The following is a 13695-nucleotide window of genomic DNA, read 5'->3' as shown; positions in this document are numbered from 1 at the left end:
AAAATGAAAAATGCCGCGCTACCTATATGGATACCTTCCACGGCAAGGCTGTCGAGTTTGGAATGCCCCATGCACCCAGCTGTATCGACTGCCACGTTAAAAAAGGCGACTCCGCACACAACATTCAGAGCTGGAGAAATCCCATAAGCGCAACTTATGAGAAAAACAGATATAAAACATGTGAAGATGCCGACTGCCACGCAAACGCTTCACAGCAGTTCGGTATGATAAGGATGCACTCTGTCATCGACAAAGACATCTATCCTGTCGAATTCTATGTAGCGCTCGGTTTCACCATTCTGACAATCGGTGCATTCTATCCGCTGCTTGCGCTGATGATTCTGGAACTTATCAGAGAGATGTTCCCGAATTTCAGCCTCAGACGCAAAAAAAAGGATTAAGAGGGTACCGACATGATGAGAAAACTGCCGCTGATAAAAATTAAAGACGGTAAAAAACATTACCTGAAAATTACAGGCAACCAGAAGGCACAGCACTATATCCTTATGACAACGTTCCTGATGCTGACCATCACCGGCTTCCCTCTGAAGTTTCATTACTATGACTGGGCTCCTGCCATCATAGATTTCTTCGGCGGGCTGCATGTTACAAGGACGCTTCACAGGATAGCAGGTGTTACCATGTGCGGTCTGTTCTTCTACCACTGGTACTACCTGTTTAAAAACATTTACAACTACTACTATGGTCCCGCAAAAAGAAGCGGAACCTTTTCGTGGAAAGAGCTTCTGCTCTTTGTTTACTACTCTCCCATGTGTCCCCGTGCGAAAGACGGAAAGGACATTGCAGATTTCGTAAAGTTTGCGCTTTTCATTTCGGATGACAGACCCAAGCACGAAAGATTCCACTGGAGAGAGAAGTTCGACTACTGGGCGGTATTTTGGGGTATTCCCGTTCTCGGTATCACAGGCGTTTTCCTGTGGTTCCCCGTCTGGGCTGCATCGTTCATGCCGGGCTGGGCTGTCAACATAAGCTACATCGCACACTCTGATGAAGCTATGCTTGCGGTCAGCGTTATCTTTATCTGGCACATGTACAATGCACACGTCAACTATGACAAGTTCCCCGCTTCAAACCTGTTCATCACAGGTTACCTGCCGGAGAACCTGATGAAACACGAATATTATGTTGAATGGGCGCGTATCAACAAAATAGTTGAAAAGGACCCTTCATATATGCTCGACGTTGACGCACAACAGGAAGCACAGAAGCTTGAAGATGAAGAGAAACTTGAGATCATCAGAGATCAGATCAGCTTCCTTCAAGAGAGCGAAAAGAACGACAAGGGGGATAAGTAATGTCTCACCAACACGTTAAGGTCGGACCTAAACGAATAATATACTGCCTTCTGGGCATAATTATAATGGCCTACTGCGGTTACATTATACAGATACTTGTAATGCACATCTGGCACAAGGCTCCCCATGCGGAACATGCCGAAGCCGGACTTTCGAAAGAGGACAAACTCTATCAGGACATGATTTCCGGTGTGAGTCAGGAGGGCGGACATGGTACGCCTGTTGTTGACATAAACAGCAGCCATAAACTCTATGACTTCCACGAAACCGACAGAAAAGCCATTCAGGATTCACAAAACCTTTGCGTTTCCTGTCATGGGGATGTTCCTCACGATAAAAAGAAAGAGGTCAGAGCTTTCCTGAACATGCACGCATACTTCATGGCTTGCGAAACATGTCACATCAAAGTGAACAACTCCATGACCACAAAGTTTGTGTGGTATGAAAAGACCACCGGCAAACAGGTGGACAAGATAGATCTTTCCACTTATTTAAAAGACACTCCCTACAAGCTTCTGCCTCTCAATTCCGACGGCAGCAAGCTGTATGACAACGAGCAGATGGTAAAATACGTCGACGAGTTCAAAAGTCAGGTCAACAACATGGCTCCCACTGCAAAAAGTGCGGCTATGAAGGTTATCCACAGACCCATGACAGAGCTCAAAAACGCTGTCAACTGCGAGAACTGCCACACTCCCGACCGTATGAAAGCATACCTGCCCTTCGAGAAGATAGGTTATCCCGAAAGGAGAGCAAACCAACTCGTAGGCAACGAGGTTGTGGGTATGGTCAACAAGTATAAAGAGTTCTATATACCTAATTTCCTGAAACCTGCAGAGGGAACAGAGAGTGAAAATTAAGATAATCGCCGTATTACTGCTTTTTGGTATTACCGCAATAAGTGATGCTGCCCAGGTGACAGCATCACTTCTCTATAAAGTTAAGCTGGGCGATAAATCCGCGCCCGCGGATGCGGTGGTCGAAAGCGATTCAAGCACAGGGATATACGATGCCTATACAGGTTCGTATACGGTTTACAGAAACGGAAAAGCTGTCAGATCGACACAGAAGGCGTTTTTAAAAGGCGGAACCTGCCTTGTTAAAAGCGGCAATTACTTCCTTTTCTGCAACAGTACAGAGAACACTCTGGACATGCTGACAGGCAGTCTGGACAAGTTCAGTTCGTTCGGTGCGTCCGGTCTTAAGGGGAAATATGACCCCACCGATGCCGTTGTTTCCGGGGGCTACGTTTATTCGGCGGATAATGACAACCACCGCATACTCAAGACCCACATGGGAACAAAGGCTGTGGAAGCCGTTGTCGGCGGCTACGGACAGGACAAACTGCAATTCTGGTATCCCTTTGCGATGGCGATGGATAAAAAAGGTGTTCTTTATGTTTCAGAGGTTCTCGGAACCCGCGTACAGAAGATAACCAAAGATTTCAAGTTCTATGAATTCATCGGACAGTGGGGCATTGACAAGGGTCAGTTTTACAGACCCACAGGCATAGCCCTGCTCAACGGCGAAATACTTTTTGTCGGTGACGGTTTCACCGGAGCCGTGCAGTATTTTGACGCAGACGGTAAATATATGGGCGTTCTTAAAGACAGGAACGGCAAAAAGCTTAAATTTGAATCAGTTACACACATGAGAATAAACGGACGCTACATGGCTGTTGTCGACGGCTTTGCCAGAACCGTTTCAGTATACGAACTGAGGGGGACCAAATGAAAAAGCTCCTCCTCATTTTCACACTTGCAATTCTTTCCTCAACCGCTTTTGCGGCGGACATAACAAAGAGCAACCCCGACTCATCCAAAGAGTGCGCACTTTGCCACTATGAATGGATGCCCCAATTCCTGTTTGACCTGAAAGGAACGGAAGTCGTTCCTTACCAGAAAGATAAGGTGGTTGCGGCGGAAAAGATGTGTTACAGCTGTCACAACGGAACGGTTGGCGACAGCCGCGTTAAAGTGTGGTCTGGCGGTATGCACAAGCTTTCCGACAAGATACCCGAACACATGAACATCCCCAATAATCTCCCCCTTGAAAAAGGTAAGATAGCCTGCCGTACATGCCACTCGGCGCACTCCACAGGCGACCCCAGAAACGACAGAATTGACAAGAGCATTTTCCTCCGCATGGAGAACTATGACTCTCAGCTTTGTGTGGCTTGTCACAAAGATATAGGACACGACGGCAATATAAGCCACCCCCTGAAAGCGCCCCAGAGCGGTTATGAAGGGATGGCGTCCGCCGTTAAATCCAGATACGGTAAACTCGGCAGCAAAGGACAGGTGGTCTGCGAAAGCTGTCACGTTGCCCACTCACCAAAAGGTGAAAAACTGCTCATCGAACCCCTTGACGGCGGAAAGGTCTGCGGCGTCTGCCACGAAAACGTTGTTGATGCCAACAGCGGCGAATATGTGAAAGGGCTGCTGAACCACCCTGTGAACGTGAAACACGGAAGACAGGCTGAGATGCAGGCGATGATTAACGAGGGCGGAAAATACGGCAAGGACGGAAAAGTTATCTGCTCCACATGCCACTCCACCCACAAGGCAAAAGCGGAAGGACTGCTTGTTGAAGACAATGCCGAAAGCAAACTCTGCTACGCATGCCACAATAATAAGAAAGATATCGTAGGCGGCAAACACGACATGCTCACTGCCAAAGGATTCCGTACTAAAGACGGTAAATCCTCACAGCAGGCGGGAACATGCCAGAGCTGCCACGCTCCCCACGGCTGGTCTGTCGGTCTTGCGGGTGACGGCGACCTCCTTACAAAAGGATGCGTCGGATGTCACTCCGAAGGCGGAATAGCCAATAAAAAGATAATCGACACCAAAAAGTTCAATCACTCAGTGGGCAAAGTTCTGAAAAAGGATATGCCTAAGAATGAAAAACTGCCTCTGTTCCAGAAGATAATCAGGTTTTTCACCACATTGGGTTCAGACAGTAGCAAAACAGAGATAACTTGTGCCACATGTCACGACGTTCACGGCAAAGAGAAGAATTCTCTTCGCATAGACGCACAGAACGGTACACTCTGCATCACCTGTCACAAAGAAAAAGAGATGATCGCCAAAACGTCCCACGGCGACAAGAAGAACGAGAAGAGCTGTCTGTCATGCCACAAGGTACACAACAGCGACAGCGAAAGACTTCTTGCCGTGCCGGAGAACGACGGATGTATGGACTGCCACAAAAAAGGCGGCAGTGCAGAGAAGATGGTCATAGGCGAACACTCCCACCCTGTCAACATGAAGACGAAAATGCAGATGACAGGCGACTTTAAAACAACAAAAGACGGCACCTTCACATGCGTGAGCTGTCACGATCCGCATAAACAGTCCAAGAAAGGCACATTGGATAAAGACTTCATGAGGGGAGGCTTTGCCGATCAGGATTCGTTCTGTTCAGCATGTCACCAGACACAGAAAGAGGTTGCGGGATCAGATCACGACGTGCGCAAGAAGGATACCGATCCGGTATGCGCCCAGTGTCACAGCGTTCACAACGCAAAGACCAACGTGAACATGATGACAGTGGAATACGCATACAAAACAAAAGACGATAATTGCATCGCTTGCCACAATCCGAAAGGCTCCGCAGACAAAAAAGCTGTGGACGGCGGACACAAGATGGGCAAGATAGAGGCACACGACAAATATAAATATCTGACACAAAAGGACGGCGAATACTTCATCTACTGCTCGACCTGTCACACAGTCCACAACAACGGACCGAAGAAGGGCGACGAGGGTACGGTGCAGAACAGCTTCCTTGACAAGAAGATAACTGCCGTTAACGGTAACTTCTGCGCAGGATGCCACGAAGATCAGAAAACTCTGAAAACCTCACCGCACAACGTGCAGAAATTTGAAAAGAACAGTGACAAGGTTGCCAAACTTAAAGCTGCCGACGATACATGCGGCGCATGTCACGAGGTTCACGGCGACGGCGGCTACTACCTGTTTAAAAAGTCCTACGGCAAAGACTTTGAAAAAATATGCTCAAGCTGTCACAGCACAGACGGCATAGCTTCAAAAACAGCCATCACGTCAAGCCACAAGATGAACGTGAAGCCGAAAAAAGATATGAAGATATACCTGCAGGACGGAAACATAGTGTGCGCCACTTGCCACGAACCCCACGGACCTGAAAAGGGTATGCTCAGAGATATGGGCGAGAAGAACATATGCTTCGCATGTCACGAGGATCAGAAACTTGTTGATATGACCAAGCACAACCTCGCAAAGCTTGACTATCTGAACGAGAGTGATAAAAAGAAAGCTGCGGCGAACGTATGTTACGCATGTCACACGCCACACAACTTCCATAAGGACAACAGGCTGATGTGGGCATATAAACCGGACGGCAAGACTCCGTTCTCGTTTGAAATGTGTACCGACTGCCACAAAGCGGATGGCGTAGGCTATAAAAAGATACCCGAAAAGATAACACACGACAGGATATTCAAGATATTCCCCTATAGGGAGAAATTCAAAGATAACCTGTTCGATGATAAGGGAACTGTTTCCGCCGAAGGCTCCATCACATGTCAGACATGTCACAACCCCCACGTCTGGAAAGCGGGCGGCACAATGGCGGCGTCTTACAATGTTGAGGGAGATCTGAACAACAGCTTCCTTAAGAAAGACGTGAAGGACAAATTCTGTTCCGTTTGCCACGGAGAAACACAGGCGAAAGACCTGTTTGAAAAATACCACGATAAGAAATTCAGGGATAACAGAAGCCAGCTCAATAGAAAGATGCTGGAAGCTGAAGTTCTCAAAAACCTTTTTGAGATACAGCGCAACCTTGAAAAAATAGAGGGGCAAAAGTGAAACTGAGAATACCGGCAGGAATGCTTGCTGCGGCGCTGATATTTTCTCAGGCGGCGGCGGATGAACTTAAACCAGTTTTTAAGACATCAAAACCTTTAAGCGAGAACCGCGCTGTACTGTTTTTTGACAGTAATAACAGATTTAACGTCAGTCTGTTCGCAGACTTTCTGAAAGAGTGTGAAGCGCACCCTGCCGTCACCTGTGTCGGTGCCGAGAGTTCGGCATCAACACTTGCAAGCGTGGCGGACGGTTTCAGAGGCAGCAGAGACGAAAGCTTCATATATAAGGGAGTTACAGATAAACATCTGCCCTATATGGAGTTTTATAAAAAGAACAAACTGATAGGTTCCATAGACAGCGAGAGCAGTTTCAACGTCAAAGTAGGCATTTATCTTGATTTCATTTCAGGAAGAGTAGATGCTAAAGAGCTTGATGAAAAACTGAAAATGGCTGAGAGCGCGGAGAACTATAAAAAGATAGTTCCCAGAATGAACTTCGTCCTTCTGCTTGCCAAAAAAGGTGAGACTGAGGCAGCGCTTAAAGAGCTTAATTCCATAGACGCATCAAAGCTGGACGACAAAGGCAAGCTCCTTTTCGGTCAGACCTATCTCAGGCTCAAATCCCCGGACAAGGCGCTTGAAGTGCTTTCAACCTGCACCGACAACGAGTGTAAGTTCTACACAGGGCTTGCTTATTACCTTGGCGGCGATAACGGTAAAGCGATCGAGATACTCACAGGGCTTAAAGGAAAATACAGCTCTGAAAACAGACTTAATTATTATTTGAAAACTATTTATGAAGCAAATGGAGACAAAAAGCATGCGGACGAGATCAAACTTCCCGATAACTTTAATATTGATTCTGAGTAGTCTGCTTTTTGCTTCATCAGCGTGGGCAAAGATGGAAATAATCTTTCCCATGTCGCAGAATATGAAGGCTGTCAGTAATATGCACGTCATTGGGCGTTCGGACAACACACTGCCCGTGCGTATCGACATCAACGGCAGCATCATGGATAAAAAGCTCATACGCGCCAAAGACAAAGAGGGCAAAGACTATTACATGCTGATGACCATCCTGCGCCTTGATGACGGTGTCAACAACATCACCATCACGCAGGGTGATGACGTTCAGAAGTTCGTCATCAACAGGATAGATTCTGCGGCTAAGGTCGCCGACTGGACAGAGGGACTTAACGGGTTCCACTCAAGCACGAACAAAGAGATATGCCTCAACTGTCATAAGTTCGAAAATCTCAGCGACTGCGTGAACTGCCACAGCGACAAATTCCTCGGTGCATGGGTACATAAACCTGTTGCAGAGGCAAAATGTTTCTTTTGCCACGAAAAAGAGAATAATTTTGTTCCGCAGGAACCCTTCGCAGACACCTGCCTTAAGTGTCACACAGCGATGAAAGAGAAGATAGACACCATGCCTATGGTACATGCACCTGTTATTGAGGGTTACTGCACCATATGTCATTCACCCCATAAATCCACCAACAGAACACACCTGAGAAAACAGCCGGGCGAGCTGTGCTTTGAATGTCACGATTCTGAAAGCATACACAGCACAAGCTATATGAAAACTCACCCGACGTCAGGCGTCAAAGTGGAGAAACTCAACAAGGATATCGACTGTGCGGACTGCCACAGCCCCCACTTCTCGGACAACGATAAACTGTTGTCTGTCGAAGGCGGACGCGAAGCGCTCTGTGCAAAATGTCACGACCCTGAAGAAGCAAAGGATCTGCTGGATGCTCTGGAAGAAATGTCTTCCGAGTAACGGCAATAAGAGGATGATATGAGATTTGTTAAATTTCTGCTTGCAGTTATGTCGCTTTTCGCCCTGACGGCTTGTATGGGCGGAGGAGACGTTAAAAGCTCCATAAATGACGATACAAGAATAATCGTCACCACTCAGGTCGGATCCAACGGCGAGCTGAACTATGTCGGCAGCGGCGATATGGAAGGATTTTCCGTAAGCGCTGATTCAGCCGAACTCGCGGGCAAAACGGTCACGATTGAAAAGGCGGAGGCAAGTTATTCTGTTGACGGATACATATCGCTCTCCTCCCTTTACAAAATAACCGTGAGCGGTCTTTCGACAACAGTTCCGGCAAAAATAACACTGCCTTATAATGCGAATATACTCGCTTCAGAGGGTGGTTCTGCGGCAGATTCTGTCTTCTGCTCACTCGGCAGCAGCGTCACAGAGCTTACGACTGCGCACGGCGCCGGAAGCGATGTTTCTGCGACAGTCTCCCTTGTGGGCAACTATTTCGCAGGATACAAAAGCCAGATAACCGATTCCACTGTTTCAGGTATAATAAAACTGTCAGCTGTCAGTTATTCGGCAGCGACATCAACACTCACCGATCCTTCAGGTAAATCACTTCCCGACACATCACGCGGTATAGATCACGTTCAGGTCGGTGAAAAGATTTTTGCCGATGTTGACGAAATAGTATTCGGTGAAACAGTGACATCATACTTATGGACACTGACCTCCAAACCGACAGGTTCTTCTGCAACACTCACATACATCGGAACAGCAGTTTCGATGGTTCCTGATGTTGCCGGAACATATAAACTTACCCTTACGCTTAACGGTGTGAACGGTAAGACACTGACAGAAACAAAGAGCGTGTTTGCACTTACATATTCTGACGATCCGGATGCCGGCACGGCAATGTGCTATGTGCAATGCCACACCGGAATATTTGCATCATCGGACATAGTTGACAAATACGGACGCGAACTCCTCAGAAACCTCACAACTCCGTGGGGGACATCTGCACACGGTCAGGCGTTTGCAGACATAGCAGGAGAAACAGATTCCACTTGCTATCAGTGCCATGCAACCGGTTTCAGATATGACGGTCGCACAGCTGACGGTTATGATGAAAAAGTCACAAACTGGACACCCATGGAGTCAACAGGGGCTGGGCACCTTGAGGGTGTCACATGTGAGGCTTGCCACGGACCGAACTCCGGTGTCAGCGGCAACTTCTTTGACAGACACTATGACAAAACACCTACGACATCTAATGTGTGTCTCACATGCCACGATTACAGCGGCGTGAGCGGTCACTCGTTCAAATATTCAGATACCCACGATAAGTCTCACACACTTGCAAACGGCAACGTTGCAAGGAACGCCTCATGCTTCAAATGCCACACAGGTGAAGGCATGATGGGACGTATCTTTAACACAGATATAAACCCCTCCAACACCGAAAGCGTATCGGGCATCGGCTGTTCGGTATGCCACGATCCCCACGGTGAGAGCGGGCTTGCTTCACAGTTAAGAACTACAGGAAGCTACACCATACCCAGCGGAACCATTGCCAGCGCAGGAACCAGCAAACTCTGCTACTACTGCCACAATGCGGATGTATCCCTTCCCGCAGTCGGAACCATACCTCACAACACTCAGGCTGAATTTATGCAGGGTGTTGGAGGCTACGAATACGGTCAGAACCTTGGATTCACTAAGTCGATACACGGTTCTGTAGATGTTCAGTGTGCCACTTGCCACATGAAAGAGAACGGTAAAGCGACACACGAACTGGATATGCATGACAACCCCGCAGGACGCATCACCACTTGTGTCGCTTCCGGATGTCACACAACTTCACCCACATATACAGACGGGCATTTTGAATATGACGGACGTGTTGCAAACGTAAGGGATAAAATGGATCAGCTTAAAGCAGCTATCAATACAAAAGCGGGTGAACCTGTAGGTTCGGCAGTGAAAGCCAGCTACAGCGCATCCACAGCGGCGCTTTCAACAGCACTTAACCGCGCGGCATATAACTATAACTACCTTCTGTACGACAGAAGCGGCGGTTTCCATAACCCCGAATATGCTGAATCACTTTTAGATCTTTCAATCGCCGACCTGGCGGCAAACTGATAAAACGGGAGAAAGCCGGTGAAATTTTTTAAATTTTTCTTAGCTGCGTCAATAGTATGTTCAGGTTTTTCCGCATACGCATACAATGTTGACGGATTCTTTTCAACCGCCCTGGAAGTTTCAAAGGACAAGGGCGAAAGTTCGGAGACCCTCTGGGAAAACTATCTGAACATTGACAACGCGAAGATATACGACCCATATCTCGGCTTCAATTTTTACGGGCGATTCGCAACTGATTCAGAAGAGGACAGCGACAGCCAGTCCGACGTATATTCAGCATATCTGGACTACACCAGCTTCCAGAACGCAGTTGAGGTTAAGGCAGGACGTTTCTCATACATAGGCAACAGGTTCCTTACGCTGGACGGTGCGCTCGCAACAGTTCGCACGGATTATAAATTCGGTGTTACAGCGTTTGCCGGCAAGCCGCAGTATTTCGATGCCGACGGCAGACACATAAACGAAGAATTCCGCAAAACAGGCGACAAGATGTACGGCGGTCGGGTGTTTCTTAACGGCGTTAAGGATATGACAGGCTACGTTTCGTATTCTAAAGAATATGACAGCGACCTTACATATCAGGAATTCACCGGACTCGGACTTGGCAGAGTGTTCGCTCTTTCAGGTAAAAATATTTTAAGTATTGATGCTAAAGGCGAATACGACATGCTGGAGCATAACTTCTACAGAGGCACGATAAGAGCGTATCTCAAACGCGACGCTCTCAGACTGATAGCGGAAGGCTCGAAATATAACGTTAAAGACGGTACGAATTACGACGACGTACTCATCATAAGCAACTTCTCCACCGGACAGGAAGAGAAGATGGCATTCACAGTGCAGTATGCGTTCTCAGAGAACGTATCTCCGTATGTCAGTGTTGTCCATTCCAAGATAGAGCAGGAGAGCGGTGACATAGTCAACGGACAGATATATAAAGCGGGAGCTGATTTTGACTGGTTCAAAACCAAAGGCGTCACGGCGAATATCGAGGGGTATTATTATGACAGCGAGACAGCGAACGCCAAAGGCGCAAGTGCCGCGCTGGACTGGAGCCTTACTAAACAGTTCCGCCTCACATTCGAGGGCGAAACGCTCAGACTTGAAAACTATGTGACAGATGAAAACATCTATTCGCTCTACGCAGATGCGGAGTATAACATAATGAAAGACCTGACACTCAGCATCTATGCGGAAAATAGTAAAGAAACCTATTATCTGCCTGAGAACAGATACGGCGTTAAAGCTGTTTACAGCTTTTAAACCATTGCCGGAGAAGAGGATATAATGATTAAAAAGGTATCATGGCTGTTATTGCTGGTCGTTCCGGTCATCTTCGGATGCACACAGTTTTACTATCAGTCCCCCGTGACTAAATTTAACCACGAAAAACACGTGGACATCCTTTTCCAGCAGAAAAAGGACTGTTTCCACTGTCATAAACTGCCGTCAATCGAAACTATGATAAAACAGGGCGGAGAGCTGAAAATTGCCGCTGACCTGAAAATTGACGGAAAATGTCACTCGTGTCACAGGGATATCGAAACAAGGGTAGCATCTGCACCCCAGAACTGTTCCACATGCCATGAGAATATGAAGGTTCTGAAACCCGCTGACCACCTGAACAACTGGAAAAACATGCACGCGGCTCCCGCAACTCTGGACAGCAGGTCATGCCAGACGTGCCACGACGAATGGTACTGCGAAAGCTGCCACAGCAAACAGAATTCTATGGAAAATATGAGACACAGCCGCTCTTTTAAGCTGAAACACTCAATTGATGTATATACCGACCCCGGTTCATGCGACACTTGCCATAGGGTTGAATTCTGTATCTCATGCCACAGGAAGGACTGATCATGAAAAAGATATATAAGGTTCTTACATACATTACTGTTCTTTGCGTAATAGCCCTCACAGTCGCCTGTGGAGGCGGAAACTCAGGTGATATGGATTCACCATTAACAGAAAGAACTGGAAACGCTCCTCAGTTGACAGTGCCAGAGGCTCACTACGGTGGTACTGCGTGGGGCAACGACAAGTGCTATCTTTGCCATAACATAAAAAAACTTCAGGATATACACGACTACAGCCCGAAACTCGCTGCGAGCTTTGGAAAAGTAGGTGAAACAGATATAGGCGCATGTCTTTACTGCCACGGAACAAACGGCATCAAAGGTATTACTGCGGACACTTACCAGTGTCTCAAATGCCACGCGGATTCTGACATAGTATCATCACACGATATGTTCGGCGGATCAAATATGCACGATCTGGACGGCGACGGCAAGATAGGCAACTCCGACTGCGTGGTTTGCCACGATTGGTCTGATATGGATGGAACACTTGATCTCGCAGTTGATTTAACTCAGTCAGGTACAACCTATGCAAGTACAAATAACTTCTGTCTTAATTGCCACGACGGTAACGGCGCATTCAGCATTATGCCTTCTTACCTTACTTTTGACACAGAGCAGACAAACATATATGCCACATTTATGGGAATAGGCAGCACGGATGCGGAAATGAAGTCCACCGCTGACATCCACGGCGCGAAAGTCGGTCAGGGTCAGAGCTTTGGCGTGTTCCGCGGCACATATGCCAACGATATGGTGGTTCCGTGCTTAAGCTGTCATCAGGTTCACTCTTCCGATAACCCGTATCTTATAACTGAATCGGGTAAAACAGCCACACTTGCGGACGACACGGCAAAAAGTGCGTCTGTAAGCGTCACAACGAACAACTTCTCCGAACTTTGTGCAGTGTGCCACACGAATGACAGTGGCGCAGATACAACTAACGGACTTAAAGAGGTTGTGCATACCAGCACTTACTCATCAAACTGCACCGACTGTCACTACCACGGGGCAGGGTATGGTACAAATGTGAACGGTCTGTTCTGACAGTATCTTTAACTTAAAAAAATAAGGGGAATCCTGAAAAGGTTCCCCTTTTTTGTTGATAAAGCTATAATTTCCATTTTTCTCCCTCCTTTAGAAAACATTTGCACTATCTTATGCAAATGTTTCTGTTCCAAACTCGTTGAAAAAAGGAGGGCTGGGGTGGATTTGATTGATGTTTAATCAAAATCCCCCTTAATCCCCCTTTTCTAAAGGGGGAGATCGGAACGTAAAATCCAGTTTGTCATCAGTCTGGGGAATTCTGAAAAGGGTTCCCCTTTTTTGTGTCATGATGGGTTTTTCGTAAGTAATGTCTCAAATCGAAATACGGGACTGCTTCCAGAGAAGTGGTTTTTATTCCGTCTTCGCGGAAAGCACTAGCCGAAGGCTGAAAATATTTGCCTATTTTTGCAAATGTTTCTGTACCGAGCTTGCTGAAATGAGTCCACTTTAAACTATTTGTCGAATAAAGCGACGAAGCGATCTGATATCTTCAGCATGTTCTGGCGGTGCAGATTGCTTCGCTCCGTTCGCAAAGACGACATTACTTATGAAAAACGCTCTAAATGCTCTGTTGACAGAGTTTTGTAAAGTTTAATTCAAAAAATCCAATACTATTAGTTAATCAGGCATATTAAATTTGAGTTTTTGTTATCCATGATAGATAAAATCAATATTCACTATAGTATATATTCAAACGGTATT

10 protein-coding genes and 1 pseudogene are annotated in these 13695 nt (G+C 47.0%); all 11 read left to right on the top strand.

The window, feature by feature from the left end:
• Positions 1–401 (top strand): annotated as a pseudogene (locus LRY47_RS13965) (cytochrome C); the annotation flags it as partial.
• A gap of 12 nt (positions 402–413) precedes the next feature.
• A complete protein-coding gene (locus tag LRY47_RS13960; protein ID WP_295226484.1) occupies positions 414–1316 on the top strand; it encodes a cytochrome b/b6 domain-containing protein in 903 nt (300 codons plus the stop codon).
• Complete coding sequence (locus tag LRY47_RS13955) at positions 1316–2176, top strand: cytochrome C (protein ID WP_295226482.1); 861 nt, start codon at positions 1316–1318, stop codon at positions 2174–2176. The genes LRY47_RS13960 and LRY47_RS13955 overlap by 1 nt, the downstream gene beginning before the upstream one ends.
• A complete protein-coding gene (locus tag LRY47_RS13950) occupies positions 2166–3050 on the top strand; it encodes an NHL repeat-containing protein (RefSeq protein ID WP_295226479.1) in 885 nt (294 codons plus the stop codon). Before LRY47_RS13955 ends, LRY47_RS13950 begins: the two co-directional genes overlap by 11 nt.
• Complete coding sequence (locus tag LRY47_RS13945) at positions 3047–6169, top strand: cytochrome c3 family protein (RefSeq protein ID WP_295226477.1); 3123 nt, start codon at positions 3047–3049, stop codon at positions 6167–6169. The genes LRY47_RS13950 and LRY47_RS13945 overlap by 4 nt, the downstream gene beginning before the upstream one ends.
• Positions 6166–7038, top strand: a complete 873-nt coding sequence (locus LRY47_RS13940) for a hypothetical protein (protein ID WP_295226475.1) — start codon at positions 6166–6168, stop codon at positions 7036–7038. The genes LRY47_RS13945 and LRY47_RS13940 overlap by 4 nt, the downstream gene beginning before the upstream one ends.
• A gap of 31 nt (positions 7039–7069) precedes the next feature.
• Positions 7070–7954: a cytochrome c3 family protein gene (locus LRY47_RS13935; RefSeq protein WP_295226473.1), complete on the top strand. Its 885-nt coding sequence runs from the start codon at positions 7070–7072 to the stop codon at positions 7952–7954.
• An 18-nt stretch (positions 7955–7972) separates the two neighbouring features.
• The gene (locus LRY47_RS13930) at positions 7973–10090 is read left to right on the top strand and encodes an ammonia-forming cytochrome c nitrite reductase subunit c552 (RefSeq protein ID WP_295226471.1); all 2118 of its coding nucleotides are present in this window, start codon (positions 7973–7975) and stop codon (positions 10088–10090) included.
• 18 nt (positions 10091–10108) lie between these two features.
• Positions 10109–11353, top strand: coding sequence for a hypothetical protein (locus LRY47_RS13925; RefSeq protein ID WP_295226469.1), 1245 nt, complete (start codon positions 10109–10111; stop codon positions 11351–11353).
• Between the two features lie 24 nt (positions 11354–11377).
• Positions 11378–11947, top strand: a complete 570-nt coding sequence (locus LRY47_RS13920; RefSeq protein WP_295226467.1) for a cytochrome c3 family protein — start codon at positions 11378–11380, stop codon at positions 11945–11947.
• Positions 11948–11949: 2 nt separating this feature from the next.
• Entirely contained in the window at positions 11950–12993 is a 1044-nt protein-coding gene (locus tag LRY47_RS13915) for a cytochrome c3 family protein (RefSeq protein ID WP_295226465.1), read from the top strand.
• The last annotated feature ends 702 nt before the right edge of the window (positions 12994–13695 follow it).

Source organism: Seleniivibrio sp., from assembly GCF_021209385.1.
Lineage (GTDB): Bacteria > Chrysiogenota > Deferribacteres > Deferribacterales > Geovibrionaceae > Seleniivibrio.
Note: the sequence above shows the minus strand (reverse complement) of the source record. Positions and strands in the feature narration are given on the sequence as shown.

Coding starts and splice junctions, on each gene's coding strand:
- LRY47_RS13935 (WP_295226473.1), top strand. CDS start 7,070: ATGGAAATAATCTTTCCCATGTCGCAGAATATGAAGGCTGTCAGTAAT.
- LRY47_RS13915 (WP_295226465.1), top strand. CDS start 11,950: ATGAAAAAGATATATAAGGTTCTTACATACATTACTGTTCTTTGCGTA.
- LRY47_RS13930 (WP_295226471.1), top strand. CDS start 7,973: ATGAGATTTGTTAAATTTCTGCTTGCAGTTATGTCGCTTTTCGCCCTG.
- LRY47_RS13960 (WP_295226484.1), top strand. CDS start 414: ATGATGAGAAAACTGCCGCTGATAAAAATTAAAGACGGTAAAAAACAT.
- LRY47_RS13955 (WP_295226482.1), top strand. CDS start 1,316: ATGTCTCACCAACACGTTAAGGTCGGACCTAAACGAATAATATACTGC.
- LRY47_RS13920 (WP_295226467.1), top strand. CDS start 11,378: ATGATTAAAAAGGTATCATGGCTGTTATTGCTGGTCGTTCCGGTCATC.
- LRY47_RS13945 (WP_295226477.1), top strand. CDS start 3,047: ATGAAAAAGCTCCTCCTCATTTTCACACTTGCAATTCTTTCCTCAACC.